Raw genomic sequence first — 18596 nt, forward strand, 5'->3', positions numbered from 1 at the left:
AAACTGTCAGATTTTATTGTCAGCAATGGCTAATTCCTCACAAAAACAACGCTGGTTTGAGGGAATTGTGAAACGAGGTGAAAAATGGGCGGGCTGGAGTGGAGAACCCCAGACCAAGATCCCCGGACAAAAATCTCGCTTTGGTACTACGGTTAAAGAAGTTGAAGGGGGATATATTGTCGATGGGACTAAAATTTTTGCTTCCAGTTCCACCGCCGCAGATTGGGCTATTCTATTTGTCAACACTCTAGGTAGCGGTGGAGCGCGTCATGCTAACGGGTCAGCAAAATCAGTCCTAATGTTAGCTTGTGACTTATCTGATACTAGCGTCTGTTTTGATGATAGTTGGTGGCAACCCATTGGCATGAAAGGAACAATCAGTTATTTAGTGAGATTTGAGGGAACTTTTATTCCTGAAGAAAATTGCATCGGCTATCCCGGTCAATATATTATGGAGGAATGGCAAACTCGATTTACCCCTCAATATGGAGCGGCTTTTTTAGGGGCTGCGGAAGGAGCTTACGAGTATACTTTGGCACATCTAAAAAAACAAGATAGAACTCAAGATGCCTACGCTCAACACCGGATTGCTAAATGCTTGATGAATATCGAAACTATGAATTTGTGGATGCGACATACCGCAACATTATGGGAAATGGGTCGGGAGTTAGAAGCGAAACAAGCCGGAAATCGCACTCGTTATTTAGCTGAAGAATTGGCAATGGAGACCCTAGATCACTGTATCAAAATATGTGGCGCTCGCTCTTTAATTCAGCCCAGTCCTTTAGAAAAAATTTATCGCGATTTATCTTTTTATGTTCTCCATGATAGTAGCGATCGCGTTTTGTCTTCCATTGGTCAAGAAATTTTAGGAGAATCCTGCGATCGCTCCTTTTTTCATTAGTTGATGTTGTTCTTAAATTATTGTCAATTCATCTAAAAAATGTAATGAACAAAGATTCGTTAGAAGTCATTAAAAGTTACTATTCTCAACCCCGAGAAGAAGGGAAGAAAATTTACGAAATCTGGGAAGAAGGAAAGGCTTATAATGATTCTGTGACTCCCACAACTTATGATGCAGAGTATCGAGAGTTTATTACGAGGACAATTGAATCTCTTTTGGCTGGCGATCGCGACAAGAAAATGTTAAGTATTGGTAGCGGCAATGCTTTTGTTGAAAGCGATTTGCATCAAAAAGGCTATTCTGTTACTGTCAATGATGTTAATCAAGATGCGATCGCCATTGCCCAACAAAAAGGCTTGACGGCGATCGAAGCCGATGTCTATGAATGGGAACCGCAAAGCAAAGATTTTTCTCTCATCTATTGTGATGGTGTCATGGGTCATTTGTATGAGCCAGAAATGGGTTTAAAGATGATTTTCAAGCGATTGAGAGAGTGGTTACTCAAAGATAGCGTATTATTGATTTCCAACGATGCAGCTACAACAGATGCTCCTGTCCATCCTCACCCTCGAGTCAAAGGTTTTTATTGGTTTTCTGCGGATTATCTGAAGTCCGAATTATTAAATGTAGGATATCAAGCAGTAGAAACGAAAAGTTTCTTTTACAATCGTCCGTTAACAGGTAAGAAGGAGCGCTTAATCGCGATCGCTAAAACTTAAATCTGCCTTTATTCAGAAAGGAATGATGAAAAAGTCATTAAGGTTTCATTGGAGTCTTTCCAATGCAGGAGATACGAACAGAGCCGCTCAAATCAAAAACCCTTTATCAACGCTGTCCAAGTCTGAAGCTCAACTCGCTTTATGTCAGCAAGCAGAGCAGTGCAAAATTGATTCTGTCTTAATGGCGATCGGCTCAGGTAGACCCGATCCACTTTTACTTTCACTCATGCTGGGTCAAAAAACAAAAAAGCTGAATTTTTTGCTGGCCATGAGACCGGGTTTAATTTCTCCAACCTACTTTGTACAACAAGTTAACACTTTATCTCATTTGATTGAGGGTCGAGTCCATATTAATTTAGTTAGCGGTCGTTCTCCTCAAGAACTGCGCTATTATGGAGACTTTCTCAGTCATGATGAAAGATACCAAAGAGCAGAAGAATTTCTCGATATTTGTCATGCTTTTTGGGCAGTTGAAGAAGAAGAAGTTGATTTTCAAGGGAAGTTTTACCAGATTGAAAAGGGAAAACTCGCTCTACTTTTTTCTGCACCAGAGAAAAGCAAACCAGAAATTTTTGTCGGTGGAAATTCAAAACTTGCGGCTGAACTTGCCATTAAATATGCCGATTGTTTGTGGAGGTTTCCCGATGGAACAGAAGCAAGTAATCCGCAGATTAAGGCAGTATTAGAACAAGGAAAAGCAGTCGGATTGGTTGTTTCTTTAATCACTCGTCCAACTCAGGAAGATGCCTTAGTCTCTGCTCAGAAACTGATTAGTCAATTCGGCGATCGCACGAACAAGAAAATGATTAAAGAATTTTATCAAAAAACAGATTCTCAAGGGTTTCAATCTGTATTATCATTATCAGAACCAGAAAAAACAGATTGGCTAACCCCTTATCTCTGGACTGGTGCTGTTCCCTATCTGGGTTCTCCGGCGATCGCTTTAGTGGGTTCTTACGAAAATATTGCTAAAGCAATTCTAGAATACGATGCGATCGGGATTACTCAATTTCTTCTGATGGGCTGGCCTGATATTGAAGAAATGACTCACTTTTATAATGGAGTTTATCCTTTAATTAAAGATAAAGTTGCCCACCCAAAATGAAAATGAAAAGAAAACTTGAGATTAATTAACAATGGATTTAGGTTTAGAAGGAAAAACAGCTTTAATCACTGCATCTAGTCGAGGCATTGGCAGGGCGATCGCGACAGAATTCGCAACGGAAGGTTGTGAAGTGATTATTTGTAGTAGAAATAAAGAAAATTTATTAAAAACTGCAACCCAAATAGAAGATAAAACACAGCAAAAAGTGATAGCACTTCAAGTTGATTTATCTAGCCAAGAAAGTATCCAAAAATTCCTAGAAGAGATTGGCGATCGCGGTAAAACTATCGATATTTTAGTCAATAATGCGGGGGGACCTCCCTACAAACGCCATTATGAATTAACAGATAAAGATTGGCAAGAATCTTTCGATTTAACCTTTCTGAGTCAGGTTAAAATTTCCGAAGCGATGATTCCTTTAATGAAAAATAAGAGATGGGGAAGAATTATTTTTGTTACTTCTGTTGCGGTTAAACAGCCTGGAATGCTCATTGCTAATTCTCAGAGAGCAAGTCTGGCAGCTTATGCAAAAACTCTCTCTAACGAACTGGGAGAATATAATATTTTAGTGAATACAATTTGTCCTGCTTTTGCCGTCACAGACCAATATTATCTCATTGCCGATGAAGTCGCTCGGCGATCGGGAACTTCTCGGGATAAAGTGATAGAAGAATGGCTAAAAAGCGTCCCTCTGAAGCGACCTGCATCAACAACAGAAATTGCTAATGCTGCTGTCTTTCTCGCTTCCGAAAAAGCAAGTTACATCACCGGAAACTGCATACAAGTTGATGGAGGATTTGTCAAAAGTTTGTTTTAATGAGCATAATCCTATCATTTTTTGGGGGGAAATATGGAAAAATTGAGCAACAAAAAATTATCTATTCCTATTCTTTTAGGAAGTTCGAGAATAGGTCGGCAAAGTTCAAAGGTGGCTGAGTTTATTTTCCAGAAAATGATTGTTCAAGATTCTATCGACACAAAACTTATCGATCTTAAAGACTATAATCTGCCTATGCTTGAAGAGCGATTAAACGAGATGAAAAATCCGCCAGAAAGTTTACTACAATTTTGTTCTCAACTCGGTCAAGCAGACGGAATTTTAATCGTTACACCAGAATACAAAAATGGCTATCCCGCAGTGTTAAAAAATGCTCTCGATTATCTCGAACCCCAGGCATTATACCATAAACCGATCGGGATTTGTACCGTATCTGCTGGCGGTTTTGGCGGGCTGAATTGCTTGGCACAATTACGATTGGTTTGCCTTGCTTTGGGAGGACTGCCCATTCCAGAAAAATTGTCAATTTCTCAGGTTCGAGAGATATTTGATGAAGAGGGAAATTTGCAAGATGCTACCTTGCCAAGCAAAGTGGAATCTTTCATTAATGAACTTGTTTGGTATGTGGAAGCATTGGCTAGACAGAAATAATATTTTTGAATATTTTTGTCTAATTACCCATAACAAATCTACAAATCGGTCATAATCACTGCCCGATAGGGAACAACTCCAGATTCTTTACTTTGTAAACATCGGGCGACCCCGCGAGATAAATCGAGGGTACGGGGATAAATATAGGGTCCGCGATCGTTAATGCGAATAATTATAGTTTCTTGATTTTCTAAATTGGTAACTTTCAAATAAGTATTGAAGGGTAGATAAGGATGTGCTGCTGTAAAGGCTTCTTGGTCGTATCTTTCACCATTAGCGGTGAGACGACCGTGAAAATAAGGACCGTACCAAGAAGCTATGCCGTGAAATTCTTGGGATGTTTCAGTTATGCGGTACATTTGTTGTTGTGCGTCTGCCAGCCGTAACGGTTCGACTCCTAAAGCCGTGCGGAAGGCATTGACCCAGTTAATCAAGGCTAATTCTATATTCTCATTATCATCGAGGATGAAAGAATTATCCACTACAAATAAGAGGCGATCGCCCATCATGGCTGCAGGATATTTGCCTAAAATAGTGGGTTTGATCAGATTGGCATCGAAGTCAGGATCTGCGAGGACTTGTTGTAAACGCGAGGCAATTAATTTGATTTGTTTCGGGTTTGTTAAGGCGATCGCAACTTTCCCATCGATAAGAATGCGATATTCTTCAGGAGAAATTTGCGAGGAAGAAATTTGCGGGGAAAGTTGAGACGTTGGGGAATACCAAACATTGACCAGATGAGTACTCGATCCGAAAGATTTTGGTTGAGGAGAAATCGGCGGATCGATGGTGACAACTGGAACAGAATGAGCTCGATCTGAGTCGGATTCAGGCCAATCAAAAATATTTTGTACTACTTTTGCCAATCGTCCCCGCAAATGCAAGGCTGAGAAGTGAGGTTTGGGGAGATTAATATTGGGAACCTTGGGTAATTGCGACCATTGTTCTGTTTCTTGGGACACCGGAGGACAAAAAGCACGTTCTGAGGAACGATCCCAAGCAATTTTTTTGCTGGCTAACTGCCAAGGAACAGTACTTACATCTGATTTTCCTGTATCATTCCAAGAACGATATTGTAGGGAACGCCCTAACAATACCCCTGAAGTCAAAGAAGTTTCAGGATTTACAATCGAAAGACCTTCAGTAACGTTGCCCAGATTGTTTGTCTCGATCGCCAAGGCGCGATCGCCGTGTCTATTGAAACTGGGCATTGAAACGAGGACAATCCCCAAAAAGGAGGCGACCCAAGAGGTTTTGAGAAAGAACATGAGTAATGATTCCTAGTGTTACGCACATCGGATCGGCAAAGCGACTCTCAGTATACAAAAATTTGGGGATCGATGTTGAATTAAATGGGGATCGTTACCCCTCATCAGGCTAACTACTCTAGATTATAAGCATATTTACTCAAGACAATGATAAGTTATAGTCACTGAAATGACGAGAATTAATAAACTAAAAGAGATGTCCGAGCAGATTTTTTACATTGTTGATGTCTTTGCCATCGATCGCTATACGGGGAATCCTTTGGCGGTTTTTGCCCATGCAGGGGGATTAAGCGATGGCGAGATGCAGGTTTTGGCGAAGGAAATGAATTATTCGGAAACGACGTTTATCTTGGGCGATCGCCAAGCCAATAACGGTTATGACGTGCGGATTTTTACACCCCAAAAAGAATTAGATTTTGCGGGACATCCTACCCTCGGGACTGCTTATATTATTTCTCAGTATTTACAGGATGTCTCGCGATCGCCAATCAATCTCAATCTGAAGGTGGGACAAATTCCTGTCACTTTTGAAGAGGAGGGAGAAAACCCCCTATTGTGGATGCGGCAAAATCCTCCTTCGTTTCAGAAAGAATATTCTCCCAAGGCGATCGCGGAATGTTTATCGCTGAATCTTGAAGATATTGATTCTCGTTTTCCCATTCAGGAAGTTTCTACGGGAATTCCTTTTATTATGGTTCCCCTTAAAAATCATACTGCTCTCAAACGCGCTCGAGTAGATCGCGATCGCTGTTTTAATTTCTTTTCTTCAAATGAAACTCAAGAAATCTTGATTTTTTGTCCAGAAACCTATTCTCCAGCAAATCAGTTAAGCGTGCGTGTTTTTTGCGAGGCATTTGGCATTCCTGAAGACCCAGCGACGGGCAGCGCTAATGGTTGTTTAGCAGGGTATTTAGCACGGTATGATTATTTTGGCGATCGCCCTATCGATATTCGCGTTGAGCAAGGTTATGAGATAGATCGCCCTTCTTTACTGTTTTTAAAAGCAACAAAAATCAATGATATAATTGAAGTATTTGTCGGGGGAAAAGTTTTTCAGATTGCCAAGGGAGAGTTGTTACAATCATGATGTTATTAAGAAGCCATTGGAGAACTAGAAGTGGAATTCAAATATCAAATATATTTATTAGTTGCTTGGAAATTACAACAATTCCCTCTAAATTTGACATGGATTTTAACTTTAGAATATTTTGAGGGAGAACTACTTTCTCTGTTTGAAAATGAGGAAGGAGATTTTTATCTTTATTCTTGGTGCGATTGCAAAAACTCATGTAATCGTTGGCTAGTTTTCAGGATTACTCCAAAGAGTTTACAGGAGTATATCGAGAGAAAAAAAACATTTCGAGATTTAATGTTAAATCCTGTCGATCGCTTTTTTTACGCTTTGGATATTGATGACGATCGCACTATTGTCAATAGTTTTTTAGTTCCTTGCGATCGCTTACCCGAACTTTATATTCCTGAAGTAGATTCATTCTACAGTTTTTCAGATTTGCATCCAGCGACCCAAGAGCGCGATCGCAAGATAATTCAAGAAAAAGTGTATAATTTTAGTCTGATTTAATCGCGATTGTATTTCTATCTCCTCTCAAAAAAACAGAGCGATCGCGCTAAAATAAGAACAAATTCTCATCTTAGGAGAGGTTTTATGCAAACAAATCTAAAAGAAGCAGAAACAATAGCGATCGCCCCAACATCAGCACAATTGCTAAAAATCGGACAGGTTGCTACCCAAAGTGATTTCTCTGTCAAAACGATTCGTTATTATGAAGAACAAGGTTTGCTCATTCCTGTCGTAACGCGATCGCCAACGGGATATCGCCTCTTTAAACCTGCAATTTTCAATCGCTTAGGGTTCATTAAACGCGCTCAATCTCTGGGACTAAGTTTAAATGAAATTGGTGAAATTTTAATTCTTCGCGATCGCGGAGAACTTCCCTGCGGTATGGTAAGAAAACGGCTCTTGCTCAAACAGAAAACAATTCACGAACAAATAGAAGCCTTAGAAATCTTGCAATCGGAGTTACAAGATATTCTCTCAGGATGGCAAGAAAAACCCGATCGCGATTCCTTCGATCGCACCATTTGCCCCAACATTGAAACCTGAAAAATTACAAGTATATCTCTATCAACTACTTACCTATCAACTATCAACTATCAACTACTTACCTATCAACTATCAACTATCAACTATCAACTACTTACCTATCAACTATCAACTATCAACTACTTACCTATCAACTATTATGATTAACTTTCGTTTTGCGATCGCCAGCGATCTGCATATTGCTCTTCCTCATACCGTAAACTTTAACAAACCACGTTTTCACTTAGTTGAAGCTAGTATTCCCATCTTTGAATCTGTTTTAAATCATTTAGAAAAACTCGATCTTGATTTTCTACTCTTACCTGGAGATTTAACCCAAGATGGAGAACCTGATAATCACAAATGGTTACAAAAGCGCCTGGAAACTTTTCCTTTCCCTGTCTATGTTATTCCAGGAAATCACGATGTTTTAACACCATTACCCAGCAAAAAAAATATTGGTTTCCATGAATTTCCTCAGTATTATCGCAAAGCTGGTTATGAGAACTGCGAGAAACTATATTACAGCCGAGAAATATTACCCAATGTTCAATTAATTGCTCTTAATTCTAATCAATTTGATGCCAAAGGTAAACAATTAGGTTGTTTAGATACAGAACAATTAGAATGGTTAGATCGAGTTTTATTAGAAGCGCAAAATAAGTTTATTCTGGTAATGATTCATCATAATGTTATCGAACATTTACCCGATCAATCCCAACATCCTATGGGCAAGCGTTATATGCTTGATAATGCACCCATTTTACTTGAAAAATTACGCAAAGCGGGCGTTCAGTTAATTTTTAGCGGTCATCTTCACGTTCAAGATATTGCCGAACAAGCAGGGATTTATGATATTGTTACGGGGTCTACCGTTGGTTATCCTCATCCTTATCGCCTTTTGCAGTTCTCGCAATGCGATCGCGGCACAAAACAGTTAAAAATTGAATCTTTTCAGATCGAAAATGTACCCAATTGGCAGAATTTGCCCCAAATCTCTCGAGAGCGAATTGGCGAACATTCATACCCATTCATGCACCGCTTATTAACGCTACCTCCTCTCAACTTAGCTGGAGAAGAAGCCGAAAACCTTGCTCGAGACTTGCGCTATTTTTGGGCTGATGTCTCTGCTGGCGATCGCCAATTTAATTTCTCAGATTATCCCGAATCAGTAAGAACTTATTTAGAATCTTTCGGCGCAATAGATCGGGATAGAAAACCTCTCCCAATTGATAATAATGCCCTGTTAGTTTTGCAAAACTAATTTTTTTGCCTTTGAGAAAAAAAAGGAGATAGAAAGGGGTAAAATAGCGAATCTCTATTAATAAAAAATCGCAAATACCGACGTATAACCATGTAAAAAAGTACCTCCTGCCACCGGTCCAATTTCGCCATTGCAAAAGAAGCCTCCGATCGGAATATCGCCGAGATAACGCTGAAAAAGTCGAGAATCAAAATGAGGTTTCCCGTATAAACCTTCTCCTCGACCCAAACAAGAAAACATTAAAGCACCCACCGCCGATCGCCCTGACTGCTGTTCCAATTGATAGCGACCCAAAAGCACATTAAGGTCATCCTCAGAAGTCCGCGCATCTCGTAAATGGAAGCGAAGACGCTGACCAGGACGAACCCGATCGCCAATAGCAACTGCACCCACATTTGGATCGACTCCAATCAAATTGCGAATCAAAAAATCCCCTTGATGGAGATCGGTTTTAAACTCATCTCGGGCCAGTCCAACAAACAAAGAATTTTGTGCTAAGACGCGATCGCTTTCATCCAAAGTTTGTAGTAAATTTCGCAGTGCTACTAAAGTGGGTTGAGATTCCCCTTCCGTTGTTGTTTGACCAAATTCAGCAATTTGTAAAATTACATTGCGCTGTCCTTGGGTGACTTGATAGGTTTGACCGATGGGACGACAGCCTTGAGCAACAATGGTTTTAACAGTAATGTCACCGCTTAGGGCAACCCCCACAGTTCCTTCGCGATAGAGAGACGGTCCTGAATGTCCCGACGCATGATAAAACAGGCCACTTTGTCCTCCCATTGCCCCGTTGCTGGCTAATCCCCCCACCTTAACCGAACTCGGATAGGCAAAATCCAATCCTTGTAACAAGTCCGTAATTTGGGCAGAAAAAGGGTCAGCAAGCAAAATAAAACTGGGATTCTCCTGGGGATCGACCCCCATTAACTCGCACCAATGACTCGGAGAACTGTCCAAATCTGGTAAAGTCTTTTGAGTAATCTGGAAAGGGTACATTTTAACCCCAGGTAGAGAAGCAACACTCAAACTTAACGCGGGATTGGCTTCAATTTCCAAAGATTCTCCGCGATCGCCAATGCCAACGACTCCTCCTCCTCCGCAGCCAATCAGCACTTGAAATGGAAAGTGTTCCAACAGTAACGGCACTAAACGCGGATATTCGCTGGCATAGGCAGAAGAAATAAACACAATCCCTAAATCGGGAGTTGTTGATAAAGATTGCTGAACAGTTGTCACCACTTCTGCGATCGCGGCTTCAAGGGAAGGTAGAGTGGAAAGGGCGTTTACCCATTTTATTTGTGCGCTCATCGGGTCAAATATCATTAAATCTTAAAAAATCGGGATCGATAGAGGTTGAGAAAATTCGTTAGGATATTAATAGGGAAGGGAGTGGTTTCAATTCAAAGCATAACAGACCAACTCGCTCCCGATTTCACTAAAAGTTAAGACTGCCTTAGTCTTTTGTCCTTTCAAAATCACTGGAATAAACCCATAATGAGTAACATCCAAGAAAAAATTGACCAAGAACGCGATCAGGCACGAGCAGTTTGCAGCACGGAAGGATCGACTTCCTCCGAATGTGCAGTAGCGTGGGATGCGGTTGAAGAATTACAAGCCGAGGCAGCCCATCAACGCCAAGAAAAACCCAAAAGTTCCCTCGAAAAGTATTGCGATGATAATCCTGATGCAGTAGAGTGCCGTATTTACGATGATTAACGACAAGACAAATAATAGCTAACTAAATAGCATATTATCTTGCCTGAATAGCAGGAAACCTCGCGATCGAGGTTTTCTGCTGTTTTTTTGGCCTTGTGCCTATGACAGAGATGACTTGAAACTAGGCAAACCCAGTGAAGCAAGAATCCCTCGTTATAATCTTTGATTTAACGGGGGAGTGTCAACGTTTTATCCACCAAATTGCCCCAGCCCCAACAAAAGCGCATAAAGGAAAGAAAGCGATCGCCAGTAATCCTAATAACGCTGCTAACCCTGGAGATAAATTAATGCGACGATCGGACAATTCTTTCGGACGAATCGATAATAACTGCTCGTCTTCATTTGCCAGCCATTTTACAGAATTCAAGAAGACATCGCTGTTAAATTGCTGCTCGAACCAGCCATTTGTCGCAAAACCCGCATTGCCAAAAACCACCATTCTGACTTTAGGCGTATTGTCCTTTTCTTCATCTGAACTTTCCTCTGAGTCTTCTGCATCGGATTTTTCTGTTTTATTGTCCGTCTCATCTTCTTCCGAGTTGTCCTCTTCTTCTTGACTTTCCACCCGATTAGAATTTTCCTCGCGATCGCCTTGCTCTTCTGATTCTACAGATCGTTCCAGCGCAACACCAATATCGATAGGTCCCGCCAAATCCGTATCGGGATCGAACTCAAGAGTATCTGAAGTTAAATCTCGTTCCGCCCAGCTTTCTTCATTGGTCATCACAATAGGAACAGCTTCAATACCCTCCTTTTCCTTAATTTTGATGGGAGTGGAAAGGGGATAAACCGAGAAACGAGTCCCAAACTCAATGGTAATGGGGTGGGTGCCATAGTGGTTGACTAAAGGGGTTGTGGGGCTGTAACCGATAACGCTCCCGTTTCCCGAAGCGTCGATCGTCAAGCGATCGTCTACTTCAATGCCCCATTCTTCTAAAAGAGAATCCAACCCAGTTTTGCTATTAGGCGCTAATAATAATAATAATCCTCCTCCTTTTTCCAAATATTTTTTCACCGCCTCTTGTTCCCCCGCAAATAAAGGACGTTCTGGAGCCGCGATCGCCAGCACTGTTGCATCTTCAGGAACTTGAGACTCCTTACTCAAATCGAGGGGTTGCACCAGATAACCGCGCTCCCCTAAACTGGTAACACCTTGGGAGAGTCCCCCTTCTATCGGCTCTAGGGGTAATTCTCCGTGACCCTGCAAGAAATAAACCTTGGATTCGCGATCGCGTAACACCTTTTCAATGCCATTGGTAATGGAAATTTCTGAGAGAGGCTGTCCTTGTTGTCCTTGTCGTAACGTTTGAATTAATTGAGTTTTGTTGCCATATTCTAAATGAACTTCCCCAGGCTGTTCGACTTCATAGCGTCGAGATAAACCAATCTCCACTTGGGGATCGACAAACTGATACTCAAAATTCGGATTCAACTTGGCGTAACGTTCGAGTAAATTGCGATCGGGAGGGGAAGGAATGGGTTCAAAAACCCAAACTTTTAAGGGTTGGGTTAAATTCTCAACTAACTGTTGTGTTTGCGGAGAGAGGGTAAACAGTTGAGTTTCCGTAAAATCCCACCTTTCGGTATAACGCACGGCTAAAAAATTGAACCAGCCCAAAATCACCAAGAAGGAAATTGTAGCAATAAGAGCATCTGTTCCCGCCCGAGCCGCCCGTCTTTGCAAAAGTTCTCGAAATCGTCCGCTCCATAATCCTGCACTGACAAGCGCCGTAAAAAAACCCAATACAACTAAGAAAATTGTTAAAAATGACCAACTTGTACTCGCAACCCCAGCCACTAAACCTGCTGTGGTCAGGCCGACACCGACCCAAAAGAGATATTTCCACGAGATGCGGCTAAAACGAAAGTGCGAGACGAAGTTTTTCATCGGTAATCAGAAAACAATAATCGATTAAGAGCGTTGAAAGCGAAGAGTTTCAATGGATTGAGCCGTCAGGAATATACCCAGAATGATATAGCTGGCAAAGAGGGTCAAACTGCCAATATCGAGAACGCCTTGGAGCATCGTATCGTAATGTTTGACCAAGGAAAGATGAGTAAAAATCGCCCCTAGGGGTTGAGGAAGAGCATCCGCAATGACATCCATGAGAGCAAGAAAAAGAACCAGGGCAAAGGTGGAAATTGCTGAAATTAGGGAACTTGCGGTTAAGGAAGAAATAAACATTCCCAAGGAGAGAATGGATGTCGCTAAAAGCACTAAGCCCAGATGGGCGAGTAAAGGGACGACGAGGGGGAAGGCAGGATCGGCGGCACTAAAGGCGATCGCCTCGCAAATAATTACGGGTATGAGCAAGGTGAAATAAAATGTTACCACCCCCAACAGTTTGCCAATGGCGATCGCCCAATTGGAAATCGGCGAAGTCGCTAATAATTCCAGGGTGCGTCCTTTACGCTCTTCTGCATAGAGTCCCATCGATAGAATCGGCAAAATAAACGATGAAATCGAACCAATTGTACTTAAAAATCGTACCAAGAAAATATAGGCAACATCCACGGCAGGGATCGGCAACCCCAACTGTTCTCCTGTCGCTACTTCTTGAATCACCCCTCTCGGACCGAGAAGCAAAAAGACGAAGACAGACCCCGACAGCAGCCAGAAAATTCCCGCGACAATATAAGCCAGGGGGGAAGCAAAGTAGCCTTGCAATTCTTTACGGAAAATCGCAAAAATGAGCATGAATCATTAACAATAGCGAACAGCCTTTTTGATTGTACAGTTCATTCTGTTATTTGTTGTTGCTGATTTCCTCTGACTCTAAAATGGGGATGGCTATAACCAAACCTTTACTCTCAATCGCAAAAATGACTCTCCCTCGACCTTTAACGATCGCGCCGGAAGAATATAGCTTGTTGACGGATCTTTATCAACTCACGATGACAGCTTGTTATGTTGGTGAAGGGATCGAAGAGAAGCCCGCGAGTTTTGAACTGTTTGCGCGATCGCTTCCCCCCCAGTTTGGCTATTTAATTGCGATGGGTTTGGCGCAGGTTTGCGAATATTTACAAAATCTACAATTTACTTCGGCGCAAATTGTCTTCCTACAGGAGACGGAAATTTTCCAAAATGCGCCCGATCGCTTTTGGCAGTTATTAGCGTCGAGTCGGTTTACTGGGGATATCTGGGCGGTAGCGGAAGGAAGTGCGATTTTTCCCCACGAACCGATTTTGCGGGTAGAGGCACCCCTGTGGCAAGCGCAATTGGTGGAAACTTACTTATTAAATACGGTTAACTATCAAACCCTAATCGCCACGAGAGCCGCGAGAATGCGCGATATAGCCGGGGAAAAGGCAAAAATACTCGAATTTGGCACGCGACGGGCATTCAGTCCCCAAGGGGCAATATGGGCGGCTCGGGCGGCATTGGCTGGGGGATTGGACGGGACATCCAATGTTTTAGCGGCTTTGAAGTTGGGGGAAAAGCCTGTTGGGACAATGGCTCATGCCTTGGTGATGGCGCTGGGAACTTTGGCGGGAGGAGATGAAAATGAAGCCTTTAGTGCTTTTGCTCGTTATTTTCCTCGATCGCCGTTGTTAATCGATACTTACGATACCCTCAAAGCGGCGGAAAGTCTGGCCAAACAAGTACAAGCTGGAGAAAAGCAGGTCATGGGAGTACGTTTGGATTCGGGGGATTTAGTGACATTATCGCAACAAGTGCGATCGCTGCTGCCGAATGTGCCGATTTTTGCCAGTGGCGATCTGGATGAGTGGGAAATCGCCCGCTTGCAGCGAGAAGGGGCAATGATTGATGGTTATGGTATCGGCACTCGTTTAGTCACGGGGACTCCAGTGAATGGCGTTTATAAGTTGGTGGAAATTGCGGGCATTCCCACCATGAAACAGTCTGCGGGGAAAGCAACTTATCCAGGACGAAAGCAAATTTTTCGCACCGAGACTCCCAAAATCCAAGACAGACTCGGTTTACTGGAGGAAGAAGCCCGAGGGGGAGAAAGACCTTTATTAGAATTAGTTATACAGGCAGGACAACAGATTAAAAAGGAAGAGGCGATCGCCACCATTCGCCAGCGCACAAGGGCTTCTGTTGCCAGTTTACCTCTTGAAAGCCGCCATTTAGAAGACCCTCAACCGATTCCTGTTGAGATTTCTGCAAGATTGCAAACCCTGCAAAATTCTTTAATGAGAAAATCGCCGAGTATTGATTAATGATGAACTCTGAAACGACAAATATTGCTTTATTTGGCACCAGTGCCGATCCTCCCACAGCCGGACACCAAATGATTTTGCGATGGTTATGCGATCGCTTTGATCAAGTTGCAGTTTGGGCTTCTGATAACCCGCTTAAATCTCAGCAAACTCCCCTCGAACATCGTTTGAAAATGTTAGAACTGGCGATCGCGCAAATCGATGCACCGCACCATAAAATTAGCCTACATCGAGAATTAAGTCATCGCTACAGTATAGAAACATTAAAGTCCGCCCAACAAATCTGGGGAAAAGAGAGTCACTTCACTTTTGTAGTCGGCTCAGATATTATTGCTCAATTACCGCGTTGGCATCGAGGTGAAGCATTATTGCAGCAAGTTAAACTCCTAATTATCCCGCGTCCGGGGTATCCTTTGGGGGAGAAGGAATTAAAAATTGTGGCCAGAATGGGAGGAAGATATGCGATCGCGGATATTAATGCACCAGAAGTCTCTTCTTCTGCTTATCGCCATTGGCACGATAGTCGGTTAATAATGCCTCTAGTTGAAGACTACATTCACCAAGAAAAACTCTATGCCTCTTAAACAAATAGATTTACAAATTTGAGATGCACTCGAAAAAAACGCTTCTATTTATCGATCTATTTGCTGGATTGGGTGGCATTCGCCTGGGTCTAGAATGTGCTTGCAAACAACTTAATTTGAACTCTCAGTGCGTTTTTACCTCAGAAATAAAGAAAGATGCCGTCCGCACTTATCAAAAAAATTTTCCGAATAGTGAAGTATCGGACGATATTAGAAAAATATCCAGTGAAGAGATTCCTGATTTTGATATTCTCTTAGCAGGTTTTCCTTGTCAAGCCTTTAGTCGTGCAGGGACAAGACAAGGATTTTCCGATACTCGAGGAACCTTATTTTTTGAAGTCGAACGAATTTTGCGAGACAAACAACCCGCAAATTTTATCTTAGAAAATGTTGAAGGTTTAGTAACCAACGATCGCGGCAAAACTTTAAGGACAATTCTATGCAAGTTAAAAGATTTAGGCTATAAAGTAACTTGGGAAGTTTTGAATGCTCTCGATTTTGGCGTACCTCAAGATCGTAAGAGAATCTATATAGTGGGGACGCGATCGCATCCTATTTTCCTCGATACTTTGCCAAAGTCAAAACCTGTTTTTCTCTCGCATATTTTGGAAACAGGAAAACCGACTTTGAAAACAGAATTTATCGACAAGCTATGCGATCGCTATTCTCTGAATGAAATAGTCGGTAAATCGATTAAAGATAAGCGAGGTGGGAAAAATAATATTCACAGTTGGGATATCGAGCTAAAAGGAGAAATAAATGAAACGCAAAAACAGTTTTTAAACATTCTCTTAAAAGAACGAAGAAAGAAAAAATGGGCAGAATTGAAAGGTATTAAATGGATGGATGGAATGCCGTTAACTCTTGCAGAAATTGCCAGTTTTTTCGCCCCTAATCATCTATTTGAGTTCAAGAATTTAAAAGAACTATTAGACGATCTTGTAGAAAAAAGATATCTTGCTTTTGAGCATCCTAAAGATGAAGTAGAAGTTTTCAATAAAAATAATCAGAAAGTCAAAAAAAGACTGGCAAGAATGGATTTACCCAAAGGATATAATCTTGTTACTGGTAAACTCAGTTTTGAGATATCGAAAGTTTTAGAACCGAACAGTTTTGCGCCAACATTAGTGGCCACAGATATGGAAAGATTAGCAATTGTTGATGGAGATGGATTGAGAAAATTAACTATTCGAGAAGGATTGAGATTATTTGGTTTTCCTGAATCTTATCAGATCGATTTATCTCCAAAAAAAGCCTTTGATTTATTGGGAAATACGGTAGTTGTTTCAGTTATTGAGAAAATTGTTCATCGATTATATTCTTTAGAATGATTTCTATGCGATCGCATTTAATTTTAAAACCGATCGGCAGTAATTTGAAAGAATGTTGCCAGTTTTATACTTTCTTCCAAAGAAGGGGGACGATCTCGATCGAGAATTTCTTTGACAATAGTTTTGTTTCCTAATATAGGAATTAAATCGCGATCGCTCAAATTCGACTCCTCAAGTAAGGCTATAATTAGATCGACTCCTCGCAAAATAGGAAAACTTTCATGTTTTTCTTCATAATCATAAATGGTTAGTCCCAATATTTTCAGATAAGCGCGATCGTCGTCAGTTATTTTAGGTTGGTCTAATATTTTGTTAATTTGTTCTTGAGTTGCTTGGTATTCTTCCTCGTTGGTAATCGGACGAGGAGGAAAGTGCATTATCAATTCGAGATAATAATCACTGAGAGTTTTCAAACCAATCGTCATTTTTCCATTTCTCCTTATCGTATTCTGCATGAGTCAGTACAGAACGAATAAAAAGGATTTTATATTCGTAGTCAATGTAAGCAATCAATCGATAACGATTTCCACTAATGTTAAAAACCGTCAAATTTCCCACTAAATCGGCTGATGGAAAAATTTGCCGAATCTCGCTAAGATCGTTAAAACTAGCATTGATAATGCGATCGTACCAAAGTAAAAGTCCTGATTGAGCATTGGCGTGTTTTTCCCAAAATTCTCTCAGTGCTTTGCGACTAATAATACGCATGATTATTTAATTTTAGTTCTTTCGGTTTGAGCGATCGCGGTTGACTTCTCCTATTTTACAGGCGATCGAGGTGAAATTGTTTAACATCACAATAGATGTTTGGCGGAACTTCCTCAAAATATTTCAATAAAGCCGAACACAATCATCCCTCTTTATTCATTTTACCCCAATTATACCAATGTCCGCCATATTCTTCTATCTGCCAAAATAACTCAATTTGTACAAGCTGCTTTAATAGTCTTCGATCAAATCGAGTTCAAAGGCTCTTTCTCTTGCTTATGAATAGATTTGCTAAAAAATGTTAAAGATACACCAAGTAAGGAAATAAATAATGATATCCAACTCAAAAAACTTAAATGTTCTGAAAGAATAAATCCAGCCTCAAAAGCAGTGAAGGCTGGGTTCAGGACGAGAAATAAAGATACAAAGGTAGCCGATAATTGATTGATGCTATAGATAACAAGACCCTGACCAATAACATGACAAATAAATGCTAAACAAATAACAGCTAACCATCCCAAAGGGGAAGAAGGGAAAAGTTGTTCTTGATTAACTAATAGAATTGGTAAGAGAACAATTGTCCCAATCAACGACCCCCACATTAAGATAGTATTTGTACTCAAATTTGGTCGCAGTTGTTCAATTGTCAAAAGATATCCTCCATAAAGAACTGCTGAAATTAAAGCGGCAAAATCACCTCCTAGCTCACCGGAGGTCATTTGCAAATCCTTAAGTCCAAGTCCTATTGTCCCTCCTACAGCCAATACCATACCGATCCAAAATCTACCGTCAAACTGCTGGCGAAAGAGCAACCATGCTCCTAAACTTATAAATATAGGAGTTAAATTATGAAGAAGCGTTGAGATAGCAATGTTTGTCTGAGTGAGTGACCAAGCCCACACACACTGAAAAGTAACATAAAAAAGTCCCAATGTGATTAGCATTCCAACATTTTGAGGGGTATAGATTTGCGGTTTTTCTGACTGTTCTGTAGGTTTTAGCTTAATTGAAATCGATTTGATGCCATTCCAGAGTCCTAAAGCGACAAAAGCAATCCACAAGCGATTAAATGTTGTTGCATTGGGACTAATCTCAGATTCACTTAGTTTAATAAAAATAGCAGCAAAAGATATCGCAATACCACCAATGAATAAAGTAGCGAGTGCTATACAAGTTTCTATTTTTAAAAACTGTTTCAATATTTTTAAAAACTTGTTCATTTTTTGATTCGATCGCACGTTTTATTCAAAATGAATTAGTCATTCTATTTAGTCTACTT

20 protein-coding genes are annotated in these 18596 nt (G+C 41.0%); 13 read left to right on the forward strand and 7 right to left on the reverse strand.

Annotation, left to right across the window (positions count from 1 at the left end):
- The 5 genes from VB714_RS08195 to VB714_RS08215 form a co-directional block, all read left to right on the forward strand.
- On the forward strand, window positions 1-904 hold a 904-nt coding region (locus VB714_RS08195), incomplete at its 5' end, for an acyl-CoA dehydrogenase (protein ID WP_323222994.1).
- 44 nt (window positions 905-948) lie between these two features.
- A complete protein-coding gene (locus VB714_RS08200; protein ID WP_323222995.1) occupies window positions 949-1623 on the forward strand; it encodes a class I SAM-dependent methyltransferase in 675 nt (224 codons plus the stop codon).
- A 22-nt stretch (window positions 1624-1645) separates the two neighbouring features.
- On the forward strand, window positions 1646-2728 hold the full coding sequence (locus tag VB714_RS08205; protein WP_323222997.1) for an LLM class flavin-dependent oxidoreductase: 1083 nt from the start codon (window positions 1646-1648) through the stop codon (window positions 2726-2728).
- A gap of 31 nt (window positions 2729-2759) precedes the next feature.
- Complete coding sequence (locus VB714_RS08210; protein ID WP_323222999.1) at window positions 2760-3545, forward strand: SDR family oxidoreductase; 786 nt, start codon at window positions 2760-2762, stop codon at window positions 3543-3545.
- Window positions 3546-3578: 33 nt separating this feature from the next.
- Entirely contained in the window at window positions 3579-4157 is a 579-nt protein-coding gene (locus tag VB714_RS08215; RefSeq protein ID WP_323223001.1) for an NAD(P)H-dependent oxidoreductase, read from the forward strand.
- Between the two features lie 38 nt (window positions 4158-4195).
- Here VB714_RS08215 and VB714_RS08220 read toward each other — a convergent pair whose 3' ends face one another.
- Window positions 4196-5425, reverse strand: a complete 1230-nt coding sequence (locus tag VB714_RS08220) for a septal ring lytic transglycosylase RlpA family protein (protein ID WP_323223003.1) — start codon at window positions 5423-5425, stop codon at window positions 4196-4198.
- A gap of 196 nt (window positions 5426-5621) precedes the next feature.
- Here VB714_RS08220 and VB714_RS08225 point away from each other — a divergent pair, with 196 nt between their 5' ends.
- The 4 genes from VB714_RS08225 (at window position 5622) to VB714_RS08240 (ending at window position 8793) form a co-directional block, all read left to right on the forward strand.
- Window positions 5622-6512: a PhzF family phenazine biosynthesis protein gene (locus tag VB714_RS08225; RefSeq protein ID WP_323223004.1), complete on the forward strand. Its 891-nt coding sequence runs from the start codon at window positions 5622-5624 to the stop codon at window positions 6510-6512.
- 30 nt (window positions 6513-6542) lie between these two features.
- On the forward strand, window positions 6543-7007 hold the full coding sequence (locus VB714_RS08230; RefSeq protein WP_204102900.1) for a DUF6575 domain-containing protein: 465 nt from the start codon (window positions 6543-6545) through the stop codon (window positions 7005-7007).
- Between the two features lie 84 nt (window positions 7008-7091).
- The gene (locus tag VB714_RS08235; RefSeq protein ID WP_323223007.1) at window positions 7092-7550 is read left to right on the forward strand and encodes a heavy metal-responsive transcriptional regulator; all 459 of its coding nucleotides are present in this window, start codon (window positions 7092-7094) and stop codon (window positions 7548-7550) included.
- A 139-nt stretch (window positions 7551-7689) separates the two neighbouring features.
- Window positions 7690-8793 carry a metallophosphoesterase gene (locus VB714_RS08240; protein WP_323223010.1) on the forward strand — a complete coding sequence of 368 codons (1104 nt, stop codon included), beginning with the start codon at window positions 7690-7692 and terminating at the stop codon, window positions 8791-8793.
- A gap of 57 nt (window positions 8794-8850) precedes the next feature.
- Here VB714_RS08240 and VB714_RS08245 read toward each other — a convergent pair whose 3' ends face one another.
- Complete coding sequence (locus tag VB714_RS08245; protein WP_323223012.1) at window positions 8851-10101, reverse strand: FIST signal transduction protein; 1251 nt, start codon at window positions 10099-10101, stop codon at window positions 8851-8853.
- 186 nt (window positions 10102-10287) lie between these two features.
- On the opposite strand from VB714_RS08245, the gene VB714_RS08250 reads away from it, so the two are divergent.
- Window positions 10288-10509 (forward strand): Calvin cycle protein CP12, encoded by a 222-nt coding sequence (locus tag VB714_RS08250; protein ID WP_323223014.1) that lies wholly within the window; start codon window positions 10288-10290, stop codon window positions 10507-10509.
- A 181-nt stretch (window positions 10510-10690) separates the two neighbouring features.
- On the opposite strand, the gene VB714_RS08255 is transcribed toward VB714_RS08250, so the two are convergent.
- Entirely contained in the window at window positions 10691-12397 is a 1707-nt protein-coding gene (locus VB714_RS08255) for a Gldg family protein (RefSeq protein ID WP_323223016.1), read from the reverse strand.
- Between the two features lie 24 nt (window positions 12398-12421).
- The gene (locus VB714_RS08260) at window positions 12422-13207 is read right to left on the reverse strand and encodes an ABC transporter permease (protein ID WP_323223018.1); all 786 of its coding nucleotides are present in this window, start codon (window positions 13205-13207) and stop codon (window positions 12422-12424) included.
- A 125-nt stretch (window positions 13208-13332) separates the two neighbouring features.
- Here VB714_RS08260 and VB714_RS08265 point away from each other — a divergent pair, with 125 nt between their 5' ends.
- Genes VB714_RS08265 through dcm form a run of 3 tightly spaced genes read left to right on the forward strand, consistent with a single transcriptional unit; the run spans window position 13333 to window position 16609 of the window.
- Window positions 13333-14694 carry a nicotinate phosphoribosyltransferase gene (locus VB714_RS08265; RefSeq protein WP_323223020.1) on the forward strand — a complete coding sequence of 454 codons (1362 nt, stop codon included), beginning with the start codon at window positions 13333-13335 and terminating at the stop codon, window positions 14692-14694.
- Window positions 14694-15278 (forward strand): nicotinate-nucleotide adenylyltransferase, encoded by a 585-nt coding sequence (locus tag VB714_RS08270; protein ID WP_323223022.1) that lies wholly within the window; start codon window positions 14694-14696, stop codon window positions 15276-15278. Before VB714_RS08265 ends, VB714_RS08270 begins: the two co-directional genes overlap by 1 nt.
- 23 nt (window positions 15279-15301) lie before the next feature.
- The gene (dcm, locus tag VB714_RS08275; protein ID WP_323223024.1) at window positions 15302-16609 is read left to right on the forward strand and encodes a DNA (cytosine-5-)-methyltransferase; all 1308 of its coding nucleotides are present in this window, start codon (window positions 15302-15304) and stop codon (window positions 16607-16609) included.
- A gap of 23 nt (window positions 16610-16632) precedes the next feature.
- On the opposite strand, the gene VB714_RS08280 is transcribed toward dcm, so the two are convergent.
- The 3 genes from VB714_RS08280 to VB714_RS08290 form a co-directional block, all read right to left on the reverse strand.
- The gene (locus tag VB714_RS08280; RefSeq protein WP_323223026.1) at window positions 16633-17034 is read right to left on the reverse strand and encodes a hypothetical protein; all 402 of its coding nucleotides are present in this window, start codon (window positions 17032-17034) and stop codon (window positions 16633-16635) included.
- Complete coding sequence (locus tag VB714_RS08285; protein WP_323223028.1) at window positions 17006-17317, reverse strand: type II toxin-antitoxin system HigB family toxin; 312 nt, start codon at window positions 17315-17317, stop codon at window positions 17006-17008. The genes VB714_RS08280 and VB714_RS08285 overlap by 29 nt, the downstream gene beginning before the upstream one ends.
- Window positions 17318-17562: 245 nt before the next feature.
- Window positions 17563-18537, reverse strand: a complete 975-nt coding sequence (locus VB714_RS08290) for a DMT family transporter (protein WP_323223030.1) — start codon at window positions 18535-18537, stop codon at window positions 17563-17565.
- Window positions 18538-18596: the final 59 nt, after the last annotated feature.

Origin of the sequence: Spirulina sp. 06S082, assembly GCF_034932145.1 — a bacterium.
Classification (GTDB): Bacteria; Cyanobacteriota; Cyanobacteriia; order Cyanobacteriales; family Spirulinaceae; genus CCY15215.